The 19,221-nt window shown below is 38.7% G+C and carries 12 protein-coding genes; 5 read left to right on the top strand and 7 right to left on the bottom strand.

The annotated features are described in order from the left end of the window. Positions 1 to 211 precede the first annotated feature (211 nt). Both HQQ94_RS07680 and HQQ94_RS07675 read left to right on the top strand, forming a co-directional pair. Positions 212 to 1,618, top strand: coding sequence for an RsmB/NOP family class I SAM-dependent RNA methyltransferase (locus HQQ94_RS07680; protein WP_254304020.1), 1,407 nt, complete (start codon positions 212 to 214; stop codon positions 1,616 to 1,618). A gap of 247 nt (positions 1,619 to 1,865) precedes the next feature. Further along, positions 1,866 to 4,982 (top strand): NAD(P)-binding protein, encoded by a 3,117-nt coding sequence (locus HQQ94_RS07675; RefSeq protein ID WP_173293863.1) that lies wholly within the window; start codon positions 1,866 to 1,868, stop codon positions 4,980 to 4,982. Positions 4,983 to 5,134: 152 nt separating this feature from the next. Here HQQ94_RS07675 and HQQ94_RS07670 read toward each other — a convergent pair whose 3' ends face one another. The 5 genes from HQQ94_RS07670 to HQQ94_RS07650 form a co-directional block, all read right to left on the bottom strand. After that, entirely contained in the window at positions 5,135 to 6,004 is an 870-nt protein-coding gene (locus tag HQQ94_RS07670; RefSeq protein WP_217274010.1) for a CPBP family intramembrane glutamic endopeptidase, read from the bottom strand. A 159-nt stretch (positions 6,005 to 6,163) separates the two neighbouring features. Then, positions 6,164 to 7,564 (bottom strand): hypothetical protein, encoded by a 1,401-nt coding sequence (locus HQQ94_RS07665; protein ID WP_173293862.1) that lies wholly within the window; start codon positions 7,562 to 7,564, stop codon positions 6,164 to 6,166. Between the two features lie 313 nt (positions 7,565 to 7,877). Continuing rightward, complete coding sequence (gene zntB, locus HQQ94_RS07660; RefSeq protein WP_309247277.1) at positions 7,878 to 8,846, bottom strand: zinc transporter ZntB; 969 nt, start codon at positions 8,844 to 8,846, stop codon at positions 7,878 to 7,880. A 615-nt stretch (positions 8,847 to 9,461) separates the two neighbouring features. Beyond that, positions 9,462 to 10,235 carry a peroxide stress protein YaaA gene (yaaA, locus tag HQQ94_RS07655; RefSeq protein ID WP_173293860.1) on the bottom strand — a complete coding sequence of 258 codons (774 nt, stop codon included), beginning with the start codon at positions 10,233 to 10,235 and terminating at the stop codon, positions 9,462 to 9,464. Positions 10,236 to 10,365: 130 nt separating this feature from the next. Continuing rightward, on the bottom strand, positions 10,366 to 11,823 hold the full coding sequence (locus HQQ94_RS07650; RefSeq protein WP_173293859.1) for a sodium:alanine symporter family protein: 1,458 nt from the start codon (positions 11,821 to 11,823) through the stop codon (positions 10,366 to 10,368). Positions 11,824 to 12,877: 1,054 nt separating this feature from the next. On the opposite strand from HQQ94_RS07650, the gene tal reads away from it, so the two are divergent. From tal to HQQ94_RS07635, 3 genes are all read left to right on the top strand, one after another. Beyond that, on the top strand, positions 12,878 to 13,834 hold the full coding sequence (tal, locus tag HQQ94_RS07645; RefSeq protein WP_173293858.1) for a transaldolase: 957 nt from the start codon (positions 12,878 to 12,880) through the stop codon (positions 13,832 to 13,834). A gap of 15 nt (positions 13,835 to 13,849) precedes the next feature. After that, positions 13,850 to 15,487 carry a glucose-6-phosphate isomerase gene (gene pgi, locus HQQ94_RS07640; RefSeq protein WP_173293857.1) on the top strand — a complete coding sequence of 546 codons (1,638 nt, stop codon included), beginning with the start codon at positions 13,850 to 13,852 and terminating at the stop codon, positions 15,485 to 15,487. A gap of 175 nt (positions 15,488 to 15,662) precedes the next feature. Further along, positions 15,663 to 15,860: a DUF3545 family protein gene (locus HQQ94_RS07635; RefSeq protein ID WP_173293856.1), complete on the top strand. Its 198-nt coding sequence runs from the start codon at positions 15,663 to 15,665 to the stop codon at positions 15,858 to 15,860. A 49-nt stretch (positions 15,861 to 15,909) separates the two neighbouring features. On the opposite strand, the gene HQQ94_RS07630 is transcribed toward HQQ94_RS07635, so the two are convergent. Then, complete coding sequence (locus tag HQQ94_RS07630) at positions 15,910 to 17,004, bottom strand: response regulator transcription factor (protein ID WP_173293855.1); 1,095 nt, start codon at positions 17,002 to 17,004, stop codon at positions 15,910 to 15,912. 114 nt (positions 17,005 to 17,118) lie between these two features. Continuing rightward, positions 17,119 to 19,146 carry a PAS domain-containing hybrid sensor histidine kinase/response regulator gene (locus HQQ94_RS07625; RefSeq protein WP_254304019.1) on the bottom strand — a complete coding sequence of 676 codons (2,028 nt, stop codon included), beginning with the start codon at positions 19,144 to 19,146 and terminating at the stop codon, positions 17,119 to 17,121. Positions 19,147 to 19,221: the final 75 nt, after the last annotated feature.

The following is a 19,221-nucleotide window of genomic DNA, read 5'->3' as shown; positions in this document are numbered from 1 at the left end:
TATAGCTCACCACACTTTACAATCTTAAGTAGAGAACGCTAAACATGCTTCAAAAGTCAACATCAGCCATAGTATTACGATAGCTGATGTTGGCTGTAAATGACCTTAAAATTCACCAACCTTCAAATAAAAAAGCGACATTTTAAGCTAGACCCCTATCTGTTATAATCAAGCAAGATAAATCCCACTAAAACTAACCATGGGTCGAACTTTGAACACTAGCCGAACAAATTCAACAGGCCAAATAACCACTATCAAATCATCACCAGAGAGACAACCACTCTCTTTCGATGATCTACACGCTCAGACCCCAGCTCAAAAACGCGCTTTAAGTTATGCCAATACTTTATACTTCTTGTTTCATCAAGTCATGGACACTAAGCTGCCAGCAGATCGCGTAGTAGGTGAATACTTTAGAGTTAATAAGAAACATGGTTCTAAAGACCGACGAGTTATCCGTGAAAGCCTATTTGCTTTGTTTCGTTGGTGGGGGTGGTTACGTAAATTCAATATTCACTTGAAACAAGAACAAAATAGCCAAATTTGGTTGCTCGTTTTGGCGACCAACGCGCGCTTAGAATCCCATAATTGGAGTGACTTAATCTCAGCTTGGTGCATATTCTGCCACATTGACACACTCGAACTCGAAACAGTCCCTATGTTAAGCAGCGTCGCTGAAAAATGCGCTTGGATAAACAGCCAATTCACCACACTTACCTTTACTACAGACGAACTTGTTCCAGCTTGGTTTTGGGAAATATGCCCAAGTCATAACACAGAGCAAGGTTTATGCTTAATAGAATCGCTTTCTTCTCGACCTCCTATCTGGGGCCGAGTACAGAATATTAACGTTAAGAGTGCGATTCAAAAACTTCTTACATTAGATATCTCGGCCACTGGCAGCGAGTTTTTCAGTGACAGCATCAATCTTGGTCACAAGAATATTAACCTTAACGGCTTAACACTTTATAAAGAGGGGGAGCTTGAAATACAAGATTTAGGATCTCAAGTCGTCGGCCAAATATGTGATCCTCAAGCTAACGACAAGTGGTGGGATGCCTGCAGCGGTGCCGGTGGAAAAAGTCTACAATTGACATCACTTATGTTACAAAAAAATAAACAGGCAAAAGGTAATATCATTGCTTCCGATATACGTAAAAAGCCACTTAAAGAACTGACAAAACGTGCCGAACGCGCTGGTTTTAAGCAGATAGCTATATCACCTTGGGCATCAGATGAACTGCCGGTGCCCTATGCACACTTTGATGGTGTTCTTGTCGATGTACCCTGCAGCTGTACTGGCACCTGGCGACGTAACCCGGATATGCGCTGGACAGATACAATCAACTCAGTACTAGATAAATCAGCTCTGCAATTAGATATTTTACAACGCGCTAGCCTAGGGGTGAAAGAACACGGCACTTTAGTTTACGCGACTTGTTCTCTCTCTCCTTTGGAAAATGAAGCTGTGGTTAATGCTTTCCTAGCACAACACGATGAATTTAGCCTAGAGGTTACCACTCACCCATTTACTAATATGCAAGCAACAATGCACACAATACAACCTTATCAGGCTGATACCGATGGCATGTTTGTAGCGCGTATGGTAAAACGCTAACTCCCCCACTAAGGCGACTTATCAGTCGCCTTTTTATAACCAATATAAGCATCACTCTTGTCCTATTATTTAGCGTCCTTCACCATTGAAAACAAGAGGGTATCTGTTACCAAAATTTGCTAAGCCTCAAATAACATCTATCCTAAATGATTAATACATAAAGAAATACTCCAGCATTTGCTAAAGTTTTATTCATAATAATTTGCGTATCAAATAAATTAATATTCACCTTGAAAGGAATAAGGCTATGGAACAAATACGCCCTGATTTTATCTATTCCCCAGGCTCTATGTTAATGCACTCCCCCCTTATCCTACATAAAGCAGATATGTATGGTTTTTTTATCAAAGGTAAACAACATAACTTACAAAAATCGATTGACACTAGCCTCAACCAAGTCGCGGGAAATCACATGTATTTTAACGTTCTCTCCCCCTATGTACTAACCAGTTTTACTCGGATCAATAAAGCTTATTCTCACTATCCCCAAGACAGGCATAAAGGCTGGCTCCAAGAAACAGATATTATCACTTGGATCATGGTTGGTAGATACAAAAATGCTAGCAGCGACGAGATTAGCCATGTCTATTTTCATCCTTTACATACTTTCGTTAATGATGCGATGGCCTTAATCAATGGTCGTGAACTATTTGGTTATCCTAAGTACATGTGTGACTATGAAATGCCAATGCCAAATCAACCTCTGACTAAATTGAGTCTGGCAGTCAAGAGCTTTAAAACGTTCTCAGCCGACACTGAACTCACTATGCACCCCTTACTTGAGGTTAACTGCGAGGCTAAAGAAGAACATACACTTTCGACCATTGAAGCCATCACTCAAATCTGGCAACTATTTAAAGAACAAACAGACTTTATTCCTGAGCTCAATAAGTTAGGTGAAGAACAATTATTTAGCTTATTATTTAAACCAGCCATAGATCAAATTTTCTTAAAACAGTTACCAGACTCAGCAGGTGATAAAGCGGTTTATCAAGCGATAACAGCTTCACCAGCTAAAATAACTAAAGTGCATTCTCTTTCACTGCTCGAAAACAATCTACTGGCTACTGTCTTCGACAATGCCAGCTTTCCATTAAAGGAATCTTTAGGCTTAGAGCTGGGTGAGCAAAATGTCTTACTGCCTTATCATGTTAATTTTGATTTCGAGGTACCACAAGCTGAAGTTATAGTCGATAACTCTACAATAAAAAAAGAAAAAATAGCCATATTAGGTGGCGGTGTTGCAGCCATAACCGCAGCAACTTGCTTAACTGAGCAACCTGGGTGGCAGAACCGTTACGAAATAGACATCTATCAAATGGGGTGGCGAATAGGGGGAAAGGCCGCTAGCGGCCGAAACGCTAAATACGGCCAACGCATAGAAGAACATGGATTGCATATCTGGTTTGGTTTTTATCAAAATGCCTTTAAGTTAATGCGTCAAGCTTATGAAGAACTCGATCGCCCAGTAGGCAGCCCACTTGCTACCTTCTTGGATGCCTTTCAGCCACATAATTTTATTGTACTACAAGAAGATGTTGGCGGTGACTCAGATAGCTGGCCTATTGTGTTTCCTGAGCGAAGTGGTATACCCGGTGACGGAACTGAAACGCTCACATTGTGGAAAGTCGTCAAAGCAGCCTTTAGCTGGATCCATCAGTGGCTTGCTAGTTTAGATAAAATATTAGATGAAACGAACGCTGAATCAGCCAAACCCATTCATTGGTTTAGTGAACAATGGTTCGAACGTCTTAACGATAACATTGAAGACTCACTCGAAGATGCCAGAGAAAATATCACCACCTTAGGTGACAAATTACAATGCCACTTCAACCTACTTATTGGCCGTGAATGTGAAGAGCATATTCACAATGACGAAGGACTCATTGAAAGTGCTGTCGATAACCTTAGATTAAGATTAGAAGAACGTTTCGTCGACAAATTGGAAACCAATGATGAACTACGTCGTCTCTATATTGCCACCGATCTTGGACTGACTATACTCAAAGGTATGTTTGTCGATGATGTATTTAAGCAAGGCTTTAATGCTATTAACAACGATGATTATCGTGAATGGCTAACCAAACACGGTGCAAATCTTACCTTCACTGTTAACTCTGCTCCCGTTAGAGGCTTCTACGACCTAGTGTTCGCCTACGAAAAAGGCAACTTTAATAAACCGAACTTGGAAGCAGGCACAATTATACGGTCTATGCTACGTATCGCATTTTGCTATCAAGGTAGCGTGATGTGGAAAATGCAAGCTGGCATGGGTGATGTGGTATTCACCCCATATTATGAAATACTTAAACGGCGAGGTGTCAAGTTTCACTTCTTTAATCGAGTCGATAATCTCGTATGTGAAGATAATAGTATTCAAGCAATTGAGATCACAGAACAAACTAAATTAAAAGAAGGCATCAATGAATATGATCCTCTGGTGAATGTAAACGGTTTACATTGTTGGCCAAGTGCCCCTAATTATGAACAACTTGACCCACTACAAGTCGCCATGCTTAAAGATAACAATATCAATTTAGAACATTTCTGGAGCAATTGGGAGCAAATCTACCAAACGAAATTTAATACTCCATTACCCACTAAACGACTTGAAAAAGGAATAGATTTTGATAAAGTGATTTTCGGCCTATCAATAGGCTCAGTCCCCCATGTGGCAAGTGAGGTCATGTCACAAAGCAAACCACTCTCTCAAGCCGTAAATAATATTAAAACAGTCGCAACTCAAGCCTACCAAATCTGGCTTAATCGTGATCTTGAAGAAATGGGCTGGCCACTAAAAACTACAGATAAAGAACAAGCTATATTATCTGGTTTTACCGAGCCTTTTGATACTTGGGCATCAATGGATCAACTGCTCGATAAAGAAAATTGGGATGATACTCCGCCAAAAAATGTCAGTTACTTTTGCTCGGCACTCCCAGTCGAGCACTACCCAGCACGCAGTGATATTTTATTCCCTCAATTCAAAAATGAAGAAACTAAAGCTTCGGCAATTCATCAACTTAATACTCAAATCTACAAGCTCTGGGGCAATGTCGGTGATACCTTTCCATGGGAATGGCTACACGATCAAGAAAAAAAACAAGGCGAAGCCAGATTCGATAGCCAATACTGGCGTGCTAATATCGATCCTTCAGAGCGTTATGTACTCTCAGTCAAAGGCAGCAGTCAATACAGAATCGATACGGATGGAACAGGAATAGATAATTTATTCATCACTGGTGATTGGATTAAAACAGCACTCAACGCAGGCTGTATTGAAGCTGCAACCATGGCAGGTATGTATACCTCAAAAGCCATTAGCGGACACCCTAAAGTGATCAAAGGAGAAAAAGATTTTTGATACAATAATTCGAATGAAAATACTCTACCAGAGTGGCTGCACAATAACGGGATTCAAACCAGAGTTAACGAGAAGATTATTCACTTATCTCACTATCACTAATGCAACCTCACAACAGCATTAGTGATAATGTTGGTTGACCTAAAAGCAAACTACCTAAACCAAGTATCCGGTAATCCACGCCCCTGCAACATAGCAGTCACATCCATCATTAAAGCGATACCCACATGGACGAACACCCCACCCCAAATAGATTTAGATCGCAGCGCTAAAATACCTAATAATAACCCAAAAGAAATAGCACCTGTGCTTTCTAACCATAGCTTAGGAAAGTGCAACATTAAATAAGGCAGGCACATCACCGCAATAGACAAACTACCAAATGGAATACGTAGCCCATTAACAATAAAGCCTCGAAAGAAAAATTCAACGGCGATAAACTGGCTAATGTAAATAATTTCCCAGGCAATAAAGTCAAACCATGAACGGCTTGCCATGTTATAAAAAGGGTAATGATTGGCAAAGTCATCACGAAAACTAGCTAAAAATGCAAACAGTAAAATAGGCGACATCAATAAAATATAGCCAAGCCAATGTTGATGAACACTGCCCCACTGCCAACCGTACTGGCTTAAATTCTGTTTTAAAATATATTTAATGCACAACATTGGAATAATCAAGAAACATATAAGGTGTATTCCCCCCCACCATATATAACTCCATAATTCTTGATAAGGATGTGCTTTCAAATCACGTGACCATTGACTATTTTCAATCGAAAACCAGCCCTCAAGTATGCGAATTAATTCATACAATACACTCGAGTATTTTAAATAATGGGCCATTAATAAACAAACACAGGCAAGCATTAACACAATCCATACTCGCCCTGTTTCTTGCTTAGGATTAACCAGCTTACGGTCTGCCGCCGCTTCTTGATCTATATTGACTAGTGCTCCTATAATGTGACGTGGGTGTAATACCTGCCAGATCCTTTCCAGACTTGAGTTTATAACTGTCATTGCGTACCACTTTTTTGCTAAAAATATTCATTAATATATTGACCCTAAGCCATCAAAGACAGCTTAGCACCTCTTTTACGCTCAGTCTTGCCGCTATTTATCATCGATTGTGTGTATAGAATTAATTTTACATCACATGTATCTAGCCCTTAGTACTTATTATTGTCGACTTGGCTCAAGCCCTACACCACGCTTCATGTCACTCTTTCTCACTTTAAATTGGTAGCTTTGAGGACGAGTGCCGACTACATCAAAAAATGCACCTGCACGACCAGTATTTAGTCGTAGCTTTCCAGAGCTTATTTTTTCTGTTTTTGCTGACACACTCGGCGTTAACACATGTGCCCCAATGGTCCCATAAACAATCCCAGCAGTTCTTGAAGGTTGAAGATTAATCAACTCTTTTTCAAAAGCACCAGCTAAAGAATGCTCAAAAGCCCCCATGTGGTTAACAACGTAATCGAAAGCCTGTTCATCATTTAAATTGGCAGGAATTTGGATACCTTGTTGATCGCCTTCTCCGCTATGACAAGTGGCCATTTTAACAGAGACCTCAGGTTTTAAGCCCATGTTATTTATATCAAATGCAAGAGCCCGAGCACTGATCCTTTTTTGTGTGACGTCATAAGCATAATTATCACCGGGAGCGCCATGCGCTGAAATATATAAGGTGTTAGTACTATCCAATGTTGATAAGTCGGTTTGACTCGAACTCGATAAGTATTGCAGTAAAGGATCAAGATGAATATTGGCAAGGATCCTTCGAAAATGAGTGATTTGCTGTTGATCCTTGAATACCGGCAAGAACATGGACTTCCCTTGCTGTACCCGCGTGATATTGAGAGGGATCAATCTTTTTATAACCCTTTCATCATCTATAAAGGGGATGTATATATATTTCTGACCACCTGGTCGTATGTAGGGTCTGCCGGAAACGCATATTGGTATTGGTTGGCTTATCTTAGATCTCTGTACCGCGTTATTTCCCAATGTGTATGGCGCACCGCTATGGGTACTTTTCGGAACACAGAATAGTATTCTCAACAATGTGTCCAATTCTCCACCATCCTTCATGTCATCATTTGAATTAAAACGAACTCCTACTGAACAAGGCTTTATCGCATCGATATCAAGGCGTTTAGCTATACGGCTTACTAATGTTTCATTGTTTGACTGAGAGTCTATTAATCTCTGTGTATCCATCGTTACAAAATCCTTATTATCTAATTGAGAAATTAGTTTATTAATATAATATTCATTCAACTTTTCATTGGTTATATTTAACGTTGTCACAGCTACTTTGCTTATCCATTTCTTCTTCGACAATGATTTTTCAATTGCACCTAGTATTTCATTTCGTTTTATTGACTGATCGATTTTTGATTGATATTTAAAAAAAACATCTCCATCATTACTGACAGATACTGTATGTTTTTTACCAATATCGTTAGAAATCATTGTAATTCCCAGCGTAACATGATTATTTTCACTGTTTATTTTTTGAATATCATTAATGGATAAAATTGAGTGTGATGATGTTGAAAGAGCCATTTTTTTCATAATGCATATTTAATACTGTAAAAAATAATTATATTTCGAATTAATATATAAAGATAATAGATTCATATTTTAACTTTATAAAAAGTGTCATTGTTCAACTTCCGTATTAATATCCATCACTTTTACACTTCATCCAAGCTACGGTTTATTAGGAATAGATAATATTTCTATACTTATTTTAAATAACAGGTACATTGAGCGCTGTTAAAATGAACACTATCAATATGAGTTTATCGGACATTGCACTTAAAAAACCGATTTTTTGTTTCACTACGTCCTGATATCATTGAATAAAAATAGCCATGCAAATGAACTAAAACCATTTTTTCTTTTTGAAAATCCAAACTTGAAGTGCAACAACAATAATAAGTAAAAGAACAAATATGACAAAAGAGTAACTATTTTCTGCTCCAGGAATTCCCCCAACATTGATCCCCAACAACCCAGTAAGAAAGCCTAATGGTAAAAAGATGGCAGCAACAATAGATAGAACATACATCCGGTTGTTCATTTGCTCACTAAGATGGTTGCTCAGTTCTTCTTGGAAAACAGCCGCACGATCTTTAAGAGAGTCTAAATCTTCTATATAACGAACCAAGTGATCGAGGGTTTCACGCAGTTGAATTTTTTCCTCCACAGAAAATTGTGTAACCTTTTCACTCAATAACTGAGTCATAGCCTCTTTCTGCGGAGAAAGATAGCGTCTAAGAGAGATAATTTGTCGGCGCAATACAGACAGTTCATTACGTTGATTATAGTTAGTTGCAATCAGGATTTTCTCTTCAATATTGGCGACTTTATCTTCAATTTCATTGATTGTATGACTCATTCTTGAAATTAACCGATCGGTTAGTTCTATAACAAACTGTGATGGCGAACTTGGTCCTTTTCCTATATTAAAATCATTCGCAATATCTTGTGTTGAAAGTAGCTTTCGGTGCCTAGTACTAATAACTTTATCTTTTGTTACCCACAAACGAATTGAAACCATATCTTCAGGATCACTGTCAGGGGCTAAATTTATACCTCTTAAAGAAATCAATAATCCATCATCTAACGCTGTCACTCTTGGACGGCTCTCTTCATTTAAAAGAGCATCAATAACGATAGGATTAAGCTCACTATGGTTTTGCAACCATTGAATAGTGGATGGACGTGTGTAATCAAAATGCAGCCAATGCGGTTTACAAACATCTAAATCAGAGATTAATTCAATTTTATGGGGATGGTTGCTTTTATTGAAGTAGAACCCATATATGATATCAGAAGTTTCCATTGTGATCCCTTTGAAATAATGAGTAGATATACAAATTGTACAATATATCCGACAACTAATTAATACATCATTTATCTTTAAGAGGCTTTACCCAAATTAAAATGGCATGGTTGATTTGGCCACCTAAATATAGGTGTTATTATGCACCTCACAAACCTTAGATGACAAAACAAAAAAGACCCCATGGACACACCACACCAAAGCTTTGAAAAACCCATCGTAAATATGCGTTAAAGGGGAATAAAAACAACCATGAAGATAAGTTACTGATTAAGCTCACAGCGATAGTGGAAGAAGATATTATGCTGTATCCCCCAATGGTCAGCCAGGCCGCTTAAGGACGTTCAAAGAACAGATAACAATCAGGCTGAAGTTACAGTCATTTGTACTCAAAAAAAGCATCAAAACAGCCTGCTACCTAGCATCAAATCGAATTATCCAGTAGTAATGCAGCTGGAAATATTCAAAACAGGATAAAATTTCACATTATGACACTCTTCGAGCGAGAAGCTCAACGCCGAACTCACAGTTTAATAGAGACATTACTCATTTTGATTGTAAGGGCCACTCTTTTTTAATTAAGAACCTGCATCTCGCAGGTCCTGAGCAAAAAAGCACAAATTACTGTTCTTCGCGTTTAAATACGGGTGCAGCTGCCGTCGATTCAGCTTCACAGTAATAATAACCCGCAACATCAAACTTGGTTAAACCTGAGAATGTCTTAATGTTATTATCGAGAATATATCTCACCATCATACCTCGAGCACGTTTAGCAAAGAAACTAATCACCTTATATTGACCCTTTTTGCAATCTTTAAAGACTGGTGTGATCAATGACCCTTTGATTAATTTAGGCTTTACCGCTTTAAAGTACTCGTTTGAGGCCAAGTTTATGACAATATCATCTCCTTGTTCTAACAAGGCTACATTAACTTCATCGGTGATCACGTCACCCCAAAATTGGTACAAGTTAGTGCCTTTTGCATTTTCTAATCGTGTTCCCATTTCAAGGCGATATGGCTGCATTAGATCTAACGGTTTTAACAAGCCGTATAAACCAGACAAGATGCGCAACTGAGCCTGAGCTCGGCCTAAGCTTTCAGTTGATAAACTATCGGCATCAAGACCCGTATAGACATCACCACGAAAAGCATAAACAGCCTGCTTGGCATTGTGTGCGGTAAATACAGGACTCCAGCTTTCAAAACGAGCCGCATTGAGTCCAGCTATTTTATCGCTCACTTTCATTAATGAGGCAATATCTTGTGGGGTGAGTTTTCGACACTCTTGAATCAGCTGTTCGCTATATTTCGATAACTTAGGGAGAGTAAATTCAGTTGTCGCGGCTTCATTTTCATAATCTAAGGTTTTTGCTGGTGAAACTAAAACTAACATTCTTCATCCTTAAGGGTCAGGTGTTTGTGAACATCATACTTTTCAAATCTAAAAAAAACCACGCTATTATGCGTGGTTTTTTAGATTGTGTTTATTCAATTAACTAAACAACAACTCAGCTCAATCAAAATCAGTTTGTTTTAGCAGAGCTTTTGGTAGATTCTGACTTATCATTAGCCCAGATCCCGCCTTCTAAATTATCAATTTCTGGGAACTTGCTACTATCAAATGTCGGGGTCACACCCGCTTTTATCTGACGTTCATAATCATTGATCACTGCGTAAGCCACTTTAGATAACATCACAATCGCTGCGATATTAACGAGTGCCATCAAGCCCATAGAGACATCAGCAAAATTCCATACAAGCTTAAGCGATGCAACAGAGCCTGCCATTACCATCGCAAGTACCAAGCCACGGAAAATAAATAATACTTTCTTACACTTAGTAAGAAACATTATATTACTCTCAGCATAACTGTAATTAGCTATGATAGAAGAGAAGCAAAATAGAATAATCGCAAACGCTAAGAAATAAGCAGCCCAACCACCCAGTTCATTGGTTAATGCAAGTTGTAATAAACCAATACCTTGCTGTCCATCTGGATTATTAAGCACACCTGAAAGCAAAATGATAGCAGCTGAAGCGGTACAGATAACAATGGTATCAACAAATACACCAATCATCTGCACAAAGCCTTGAGAAGCTGGGTGATTTGGGTTTGGCGTAGCTGACGCTGCAATATTGGCAGCACTTCCCATACCCGCTTCATTTGAGAATAAACCACGAGCAATACCTGCCATCATCGCACCCATCGCGCCACCAGCAGCTTCTTCCCAACCCATCGCGCTTTTAACGATTAATGATAACGCGGCCGGTACTTGCTCTATATTCATCACTAAAACAACCATAGCAATACCTAAATATGCTATTGCCATCACAGGAACAATAAGTTCAGATGCACGAGCGACTTTCTTTAAGCCGCCACAGATAATATAAGCAGAAGCAAGTACAATGATGATACCGACAATCGTTTTATCAAAACCAAACGCATTATTTAACGCATCTGTCATGGTATTAGCTTGCGCAGCATTAAAAGCAAAACCAAACGCGATGATAAGTAATACTGAGAAAACGCTGCCCATCCAACGTTTGCCTAATCCAAGCTCCATATAATATGCAGGACCGCCTCGATATTGACCTTCGCTGTCTTTAACCTTATAAACTTGCGCTAACGTTGACTCAATAAACGCCGTCGCCATGCCTAGCATGGCAATAAGCCACATCCAGAAAATGGCACCAGCACCACCCACAGTAATTGCAACGGCAACACCCGCCATGTTTCCTGTACCAACTCGTGCAGCCATCGAAGTACAAAAAACTTGAAAGGATGAAATGCCATCGGTTTTTTCACGCCCTTGAAAAACAAGCTTTACACCATGTCCGAATAAACGAAACTGGATAAAACCTAAACGTAGGGTAAATAAGAGACCAGCTGCAACTAGCACATAAATAAGAACACTGCCCCAAAGCAGTCCATTAATGGCATTTATCACTGACTCTATCGAAGTTATTAAATTTTCAAACATAAGCTAATCTTTATCCCCATGACGAACACGAACTCATTATTTTTATTCGATCGTGTTTGACTGATTTAAATTTCATTCCACATTTATCTCAAAGAATGTCTATAAGAACTTCCCTTCCACAAGCGCATTAAACGCTACGCTCACAAAATTCGATGCAGCAAAATAGCATACCATTAAAAAACCATAGTGTGATCAAGATCACACTTAAACACCTTAGGATCACAAGGCAAACATAGAATCATCAATACTAACACATAACACCCATAATTAACAAAATACATACAGATGAAACTGCGGATTTAAGTAGATTTTATGGCTTTATGTAAATAAAGAGGCTCAACTTATTTCGTAAAAAATTATGATGCTGTCTTTATTATCAGGCTTAGTGAACTTAAGATCACTCAATGACGGTATCGATGTCACATCAACAACGGCGTAATACTCAAGCACTACCCTCCCCTCATTTATGCCATAAAGCCTAATGATAAAGGGAGTAAGTTTGGTATTAACAACAACTAATCACATGTGAGAAGCCATATTTAAAGCACGTGTCGCTGCGTCATTATTAAAAATACACCCATATTAGCCACACTAAAAACATGAAAAGATAATAATAAATAAAGTCAATAATTTTTTTAAATCGATTTAAAATATATTTCCAGTGAAAACAACATACATCGTTAAACTGAAGCTATATACCTTAAATAACATGTGACTTCGACTCAGGATCTGACGGAATGCTAAAAATACGAAATCTGACCTTAATATCGACAAAAATGTTGGCATTAAGCCAAATATAAAAATAAAAAACAACTTAATTTCTTTTAAGTTACTGACTTTAAATGAAGTATTAAGCTGCTTTGGCACTCATTATTTCGAGTTAAGGTTAAGTCTGTATTTTCTAGTAACCTTATCATTTATGCTTTTTTATTGGTAATTTACAACTTTTCTGTAATTTTTTTTCATTTATGGTTGGATTTATTATCAAGATAGCTTCTAATACCAACAGTAAATCACCCACTTTAAGCAGCTTCTTTAAGCAGGATGTAATTTTATGGCTAATACACTAGAGCAATTTAAATCAATCACTACCATTGTCGCTGATACTGGGGACATTGAGGCCATCAAACGTTATCAACCGGAAGACGCCACAACAAATCCATCGTTAATTTTAAAAGCAGCTCACATCCCAGATTACAGCCATCTTATTGAAAATGCTGTTAAATGGGCAAAATCACAAAGTGATTTGATTGAACAGCAAATTGAAGATGCTGGTGACAAACTCGCCGTCAATATCGGTGTGGAAATTTTAAAAATAATTCCTGGCCGCATCTCGACAGAAGTCGATGCTCGACTTTCCTTCGATAAAGCCGGATCAATCAATAAAGCACACAAACTCATTCAACTTTATAAAGACGCAGGCGTAGATAAATCTCGAATTCTGATAAAATTAGCTTCCACCTGGGAAGGTATATGTGCTGCAAAACAACTTGAAAATGAAGGTATCAATTGTAACCTAACCTTACTTTTTAGTTTTGCCCAAGCACGAGCATGTGCTGAAGCTGGTGTTTTCCTTATCTCTCCATTCGTCGGTAGAATTCTTGACTGGTACAAAAAAGACACTGGACTTGATTACTCAGCAACAGAAGATCCTGGTGTCGTGTCTGTCACAGAAATCTATAACTATTACAAGCATCATGGCTTTAATACTGTCGTTATGGGCGCGAGTTTCCGTAATACTGGCGAGATAATAGAACTTGCAGGCTGTGACAGGCTAACCATTGGACCCGCCCTACTCGAAGAGATGGCCAACTCACAAACACACGTTATACGTAAACTGATACCAGCTACAACAACAGTAGAAGCTGCAGAACCACTCACTGAAGCTCAATTCCGTTGGGACTTCAATGAAGACCCCATGGCCGTTGAAAAGCTTGCCGAGGGTATTCGAAACTTTGCAATTGACCAAGGAAAACTTGAAGTCATGCTTAAAGAGCAAATAACCTCTTAAAAAGGAATGACAGAGATGACTAAACTAACTCAGAGTCAAACTTGGAAAGCGCTTAAAGCTCATACACAAGCATTACCTCATATGAGACACTTATTCGAAGATAATGCGCAGCGCTTTAACCAAATGTCGACTTCAGCATGTGGCCTATTTTTAGATTACTCTAAAAATAGAGCCACACAAGAAACGCTCTCCTTCTTGTTTACACTTGCTGATGAGGCCAAGCTAGAGTCAAAAATTACTGCCATGTTTAATGGTAAAGCAATCAACACAACCGAAAATAGAGCCGTGCTGCATACAGCTCTTCGAGCGAAACCTGAACAAAAGATATTACTCGATGGGCTCAATATTGTTCAGGAAGTACAAGAAACACAGCTAAAAATGACGACATTCGTTGACGCTGTTAGTACAGGAATTTGGAAAGGCTATACGGGTAAAACAATCACTGATGTCGTTAGCATAGGAATAGGTGGGTCATTCTTAGGACCTAAGATTGTCTCTCAAGCACTGAAGCCGTATTGGACGAGTAAATTAAATTGCCATTTTGTTGCTAATGTTGACGCAAGTTCTATTACAGAAAAACTTAAACTGTTAAATGCTGAAACAACGATATTTGTTATATCTTCAAAATCTTTCAGCACACAAGAAACATTAACCAATACTATTAGTGCTAAAGATTGGTTCTTAAAGCAAGGTGGTGAGCACAAAGATGTCGCTAAGCATTTTGTAGCTGTCACATCAAATATCGTTAAAGCCACTGAGTTCGGCATCGATGCTGATAACATCTTTCCTATGTGGGACTGGGTAGGAGGCAGATACTCTCTGTGGTCGGCAATTGGATTACCTGTCGCATTGTTAATTGGTATGAAGAATTTTCAGGCCTTATTACAAGGTGCTAATGAGATGGATCAGCATTTTTTGAATGCGCCACTCAATAAAAATATGCCTGTGATTATGGGACTTTTTTCACTACTTTATGGAAACTTCCATGATGCTCAGTCACATGTAGTACTAACTTATGATCATTATTTACGTGGCTTACCTGCTTATTTTCAACAACTTGACATGGAAAGTAATGGTAAATCAGTAACCTTAGATGGCAATAAAGTTGACTTTAGCACAGGTCCTGTTATTTGGGGCGGAGAAGGAACAAACGGACAACATGCTTATCACCAGCTGCTTCATCAAGGGACAGCCTTAATCCCAGCAGATTTTATTATGCCTCTTAATAGTCATAATCCTCTTGGTGAACATCATGTTCAACTCGCTTCTAACTGCTTTGGTCAAACTCAGGCGTTAATGCAAGGGAGGAACTATGATGAAGCACTCGATGAACTTTCCGGCAATCAACTATCGACTGATGAAAAAGCATTAATTGCCAAACATAAGGTGATGCTAGGCAATAAACCCAGTAATACGATTCTAATGGATAAATTAACCCCATCCACCTTAGGCTCACTGATCGCTCTTTATGAACATAGAACTTTCGTACAGGGCGCAATTTGGAATATAAACTCCTTCGATCAATGGGGCGTTGAGCTTGGAAAAAACTTAGGTAATGACGTATTAAATAGGCTCAAATCAGATATCGACGCAACGGCATTAGATTGTTCAAGCAATGGTCTAATAAACTTATTTAGACAAGGAAAAATTTAACCTTTACTTCATAAAAAAAGCCAGTTTCACTGGCTTTAAATCTATCACACCTCGTTTTGATGCCTACTTCAACCTCACAAAAACATTAAATTAACAATATTGAAACATTTGTGTTGCATACTATTTTAAAAGTGTGGTATTTATTTATTGAACTGAATAATAACAGGAGGTTGCTATGAATCGACTCGATTATGGTAGTGCACTAGATGATGATAGTTCGCTAGATGTGGTCGTCGAAAGACCCAGTCCCTCAAAAAGCACCAACAAAAAGCGTCGATGGCGTGAAATAGAAGCCATTAAAGAAAAGTATCGCTTACTTAATGAGCTTAGAGATATAGATGAAAGTTTTAAATATGAAATAGATAACCTATAAATTAAACCAATCCCACAAAAAAGAGTGCTTAACGCACTCTTTTTTGAATTTAGGACACACTCGACTCAACCACACTCTTCACTGTTTTAAGTGATCCCTGTAAACGATAAAAAGCATCGCCTGCTGAACTTGCCTTCTTGAGGTTTCTTTCTACCATCGAGGCAAAATAATCTTCTTGCTCCTCAGTCATATCAAGCACATGAAAACTACTACGGATCTCACGAGTCACCCCAGTCAATGCTGCACTGAACTTTTCATCATGCTCTACAATTGCACCTGTAATATGACCCAGAAGACCTTGGATCTCTATAAAAACATGATTTAGCGTATTTTGACGGCAAATATCTAAAACTCTGGCTTCTAACCCTTCGACAATTACAGCAATAATATCCCTGACACGCCCATATAACACTTCATCATCGACCGGCATATTTTTTATTAGAAACGAAACATGCTTATCATTGCATATCGTGCGACAGCCAAAGTCATATAGTCGACCATATTTATCCAAAAGTTCCAAAATATTAGCTTCTATAGGGCTTATGTCTGCATGTTTAGGTGCAAAATAGTGTATTTTACTATCACGGATCTCTAAACAAGCATTGAGGTTTAGCTGTTGCATCAATTCAAAAAAAGCATCCGCTAAACTCTGGTAATCACCACATAAGAAGCATTGCCTGAAAAACTGCAATACCGCACCATATTGCGATGATTCGGTCATGGATTGAAACGCCATATTTCGCGACATTGATTCAGCTTGAAGCAAAGATTGTTTTTTTTCTTGATATAAAGCTACTGTTTGAACCTTTGCCTGCAATTCCTTTAATTCAAAAGGCTTAGCAATAAAATCAACCGCACTGACCTCATAGGCCCTTAACCTCTCTTCAAGTGTGTTCATCCCAGACACAAATATGACTGCGACATCTTTGCCTAAACCCATCAGTTCACGACATAATTCAATGCCACTGACATCAGGTAGATTAATGTCCATTAAGATCAAATTGGGTGTTTCTAGCTCTAATGCCGCCCGGTATGAACTCGCGTCATTAAAGAGCGAGATCCGGTAGTCATCCTGAAGCACCTCAGAGATCAACTCACAGTAATCGATATCGTCATCTACAACCCAAACCAATATTTGATCCATAATCTTCTATCTCCTTATATCAATGCTAACGACACATACCTTACTTATTTTTAACTCAATAGCAGACTGACTCAGTTTAATCACACCATGAGGATTATTCTATCGATCATATGATCATTCCTCATCTGAAGAAAATTGTATCCCAATCAATTCCAATGAATTAACCAACCCATTTAAATCAAAGGGTTTGTGTAACACTCTATATGGCATATCTTCATTTTTATTAATCCCTATATCACCAATAAAGCCAGAAATAAGTAACACTGAAATATCAGCCTTTGCCGAGAGCTCTTTCGCTAATTCATAACCATTAATACCACCAGGCATAAGAACATCGGTGATCAATAATTTGATATCTCCTAATCCATCCTCATATTTTCTTCTCACCTCTAAGGGATCGACATAAGCTTCAACTTCCATTCCTAGCAGTTCACAATAATCAGAAAGTACAATCAATAGTTCCACTTCATCATCAACTATCAACACCTTTAACTTATTTGCTACTACTGGCATTGTTATACGCTGATTACTTTCGACCTCGACATCTATCACTTTTTTGATCACTGGAAACCAAAGACGAAATTCAGTACCTTGCTCGTCAGACTTAATCACGCTCATGTAACCTTTAGATCGTTTAACAAAACCATACACCATCGATAAACCCAAACCTGTTCCCTTACTTTTATCTTTGGTGGTAAAAAATGGTTCAAATATTTTTTCCAAAAGATGCGCTGGAATACCACAACCTGAGTCAATTACCGAAATAGTGACATACTCACCATCTTCTACTTTTAGGCTTCCGGTGATCCCTGGAAGCTGGCCACTCAAATGGCTGATATCCGTTTTTATCGAAATATCTCCCTTTCCATTCATCGCATCTTTAGCATTTAACACCAAATTTAATAATGCATCCTCCAAATCGCCACGATCAACATATATATCCGTTGTCTCTGCTTTAATTTCAACGTTTAGTTTTATTTGTGTCGTGAGTGACTTTCTTAATAATTCCTCCATCTCAGTAATAACATCATCCACCTGACAAGCCTGGGCCCTAAACTGCTCTTGCCTGGAAAATTGCAGTAATCTCCGAGTCAAATCGGTCCCTCTGTGGCAAGCTTTATAGGCATTACTGAGGTAGCGCAATAACTTTTGCTCAGTATTTTTCAATTCCAGCAATTCCAAATTTCCCTTTAAAACACCCAAAATATTATTAAAGTCATGGGCTATCCCACCCACCAATTGCCCCATAGCTTGCATTTTTTGGGTTCTAGCCATAATGTATTGTAGCTGCCTCTGCTCGGTAATATCTCTGCCAACCAAAGCGAATAAACTACCATGGCCACTGGTTTCCTCCAGTGCCACTAAATGCATGTGCAGTAATGCTTCTTCATTATCTGCAGTGGTACAGATGAGTTCACCGTCAAAATCTGTACGCTGATTGATTGCTTGTAAAAGGCCACCTCCCTCATACTCTGTTTGACCCAACTCAAACAACATAGTAATAGGTTTGCCGATTAACTGACTTCGAGGGTAATGGCTAACACTCGTCGCAGCTGCATTAGCATACATGATACTAGGCACACCAAAAGGAGAACGACTTGCCACTAAAATGAGATCTTCACTATTGCTTACGATTGATTGAAACATCTCTCTATCAACAATGGGAGCCACGACACCTTTAGTATGACCTTGCCGATTGCCAGATCCCTGTACCAACATACCCATAATAATATCTGACAACATCTCATTAGACCCTAAAAGAAATGACAACCAATCTTCACTTCCTGAGTCAAAAAATATTTGCATATTCGCTCTTTTAGTTGGCCAGATAATAAATGACTTCCAGCGATGAACAATTGGCTCCTGGCTCATAAATGGCCAATCTTTAGCTTCTTTCCATAAGGTGAGATAGCGCACGGGATCGCGACACCAACAAGTAGTACAAGCAGGCATCTCTTCTGAATTGAATGTGTCTTTGGGAAATATTAATACCGCTTGAGATTGACTAAGCTCAGCTAGGATCCGGCAAAGAGGTAGCAGAACATCTTTGCCATTAATCAGATCCGCCTGCAGCTTCCCTAACTCAGCCAGCAATTTGGGCCAAAAAGGATTAATATCTGTTTGAGATAATTCTTTAAACATCCTAGAGTCCATTCTTACAACCCTTATTATCTAGTCCATACTCATTATTAACTTTATTAGTCTATTGTTAATAGC

Origin of the sequence: Shewanella sp. VB17, assembly GCF_013248905.1 — a bacterium.
Taxonomy (GTDB): Bacteria; Pseudomonadota; Gammaproteobacteria; order Enterobacterales; family Shewanellaceae; genus Shewanella.
Note: the sequence above shows the minus strand (reverse complement) of the source record. Positions and strands in the feature narration are given on the sequence as shown.

What these genes read in the sequence shown, in the direction of transcription:
- HQQ94_RS07675 (WP_173293863.1), top strand. Translation starts at nt 1,866, where the DNA reads ATGGAACAAATACGCCCTGATTTTATCTATTCCCCAGGCTCTATGTTA.
- HQQ94_RS07670 (WP_217274010.1), bottom strand. Translation starts at nt 6,004, where the DNA reads ATGACAGTTATAAACTCAAGTCTGGAAAGGATCTGGCAGGTATTACAC.
- HQQ94_RS07665 (WP_173293862.1), bottom strand. Translation starts at nt 7,564, where the DNA reads ATGAAAAAAATGGCTCTTTCAACATCATCACACTCAATTTTATCCATT.
- yaaA (WP_173293860.1), bottom strand. Translation starts at nt 10,235, where the DNA reads ATGTTAGTTTTAGTTTCACCAGCAAAAACCTTAGATTATGAAAATGAA.
- HQQ94_RS07650 (WP_173293859.1), bottom strand. Translation starts at nt 11,823, where the DNA reads ATGTTTGAAAATTTAATAACTTCGATAGAGTCAGTGATAAATGCCATT.
- tal (WP_173293858.1), top strand. Translation starts at nt 12,878, where the DNA reads ATGGCTAATACACTAGAGCAATTTAAATCAATCACTACCATTGTCGCT.
- pgi (WP_173293857.1), top strand. Translation starts at nt 13,850, where the DNA reads ATGACTAAACTAACTCAGAGTCAAACTTGGAAAGCGCTTAAAGCTCAT.
- HQQ94_RS07635 (WP_173293856.1), top strand. Translation starts at nt 15,663, where the DNA reads ATGAATCGACTCGATTATGGTAGTGCACTAGATGATGATAGTTCGCTA.
- HQQ94_RS07630 (WP_173293855.1), bottom strand. Translation starts at nt 17,004, where the DNA reads ATGGATCAAATATTGGTTTGGGTTGTAGATGACGATATCGATTACTGT.
- HQQ94_RS07625 (WP_254304019.1), bottom strand. Translation starts at nt 19,146, where the DNA reads ATGTTTAAAGAATTATCTCAAACAGATATTAATCCTTTTTGGCCCAAA.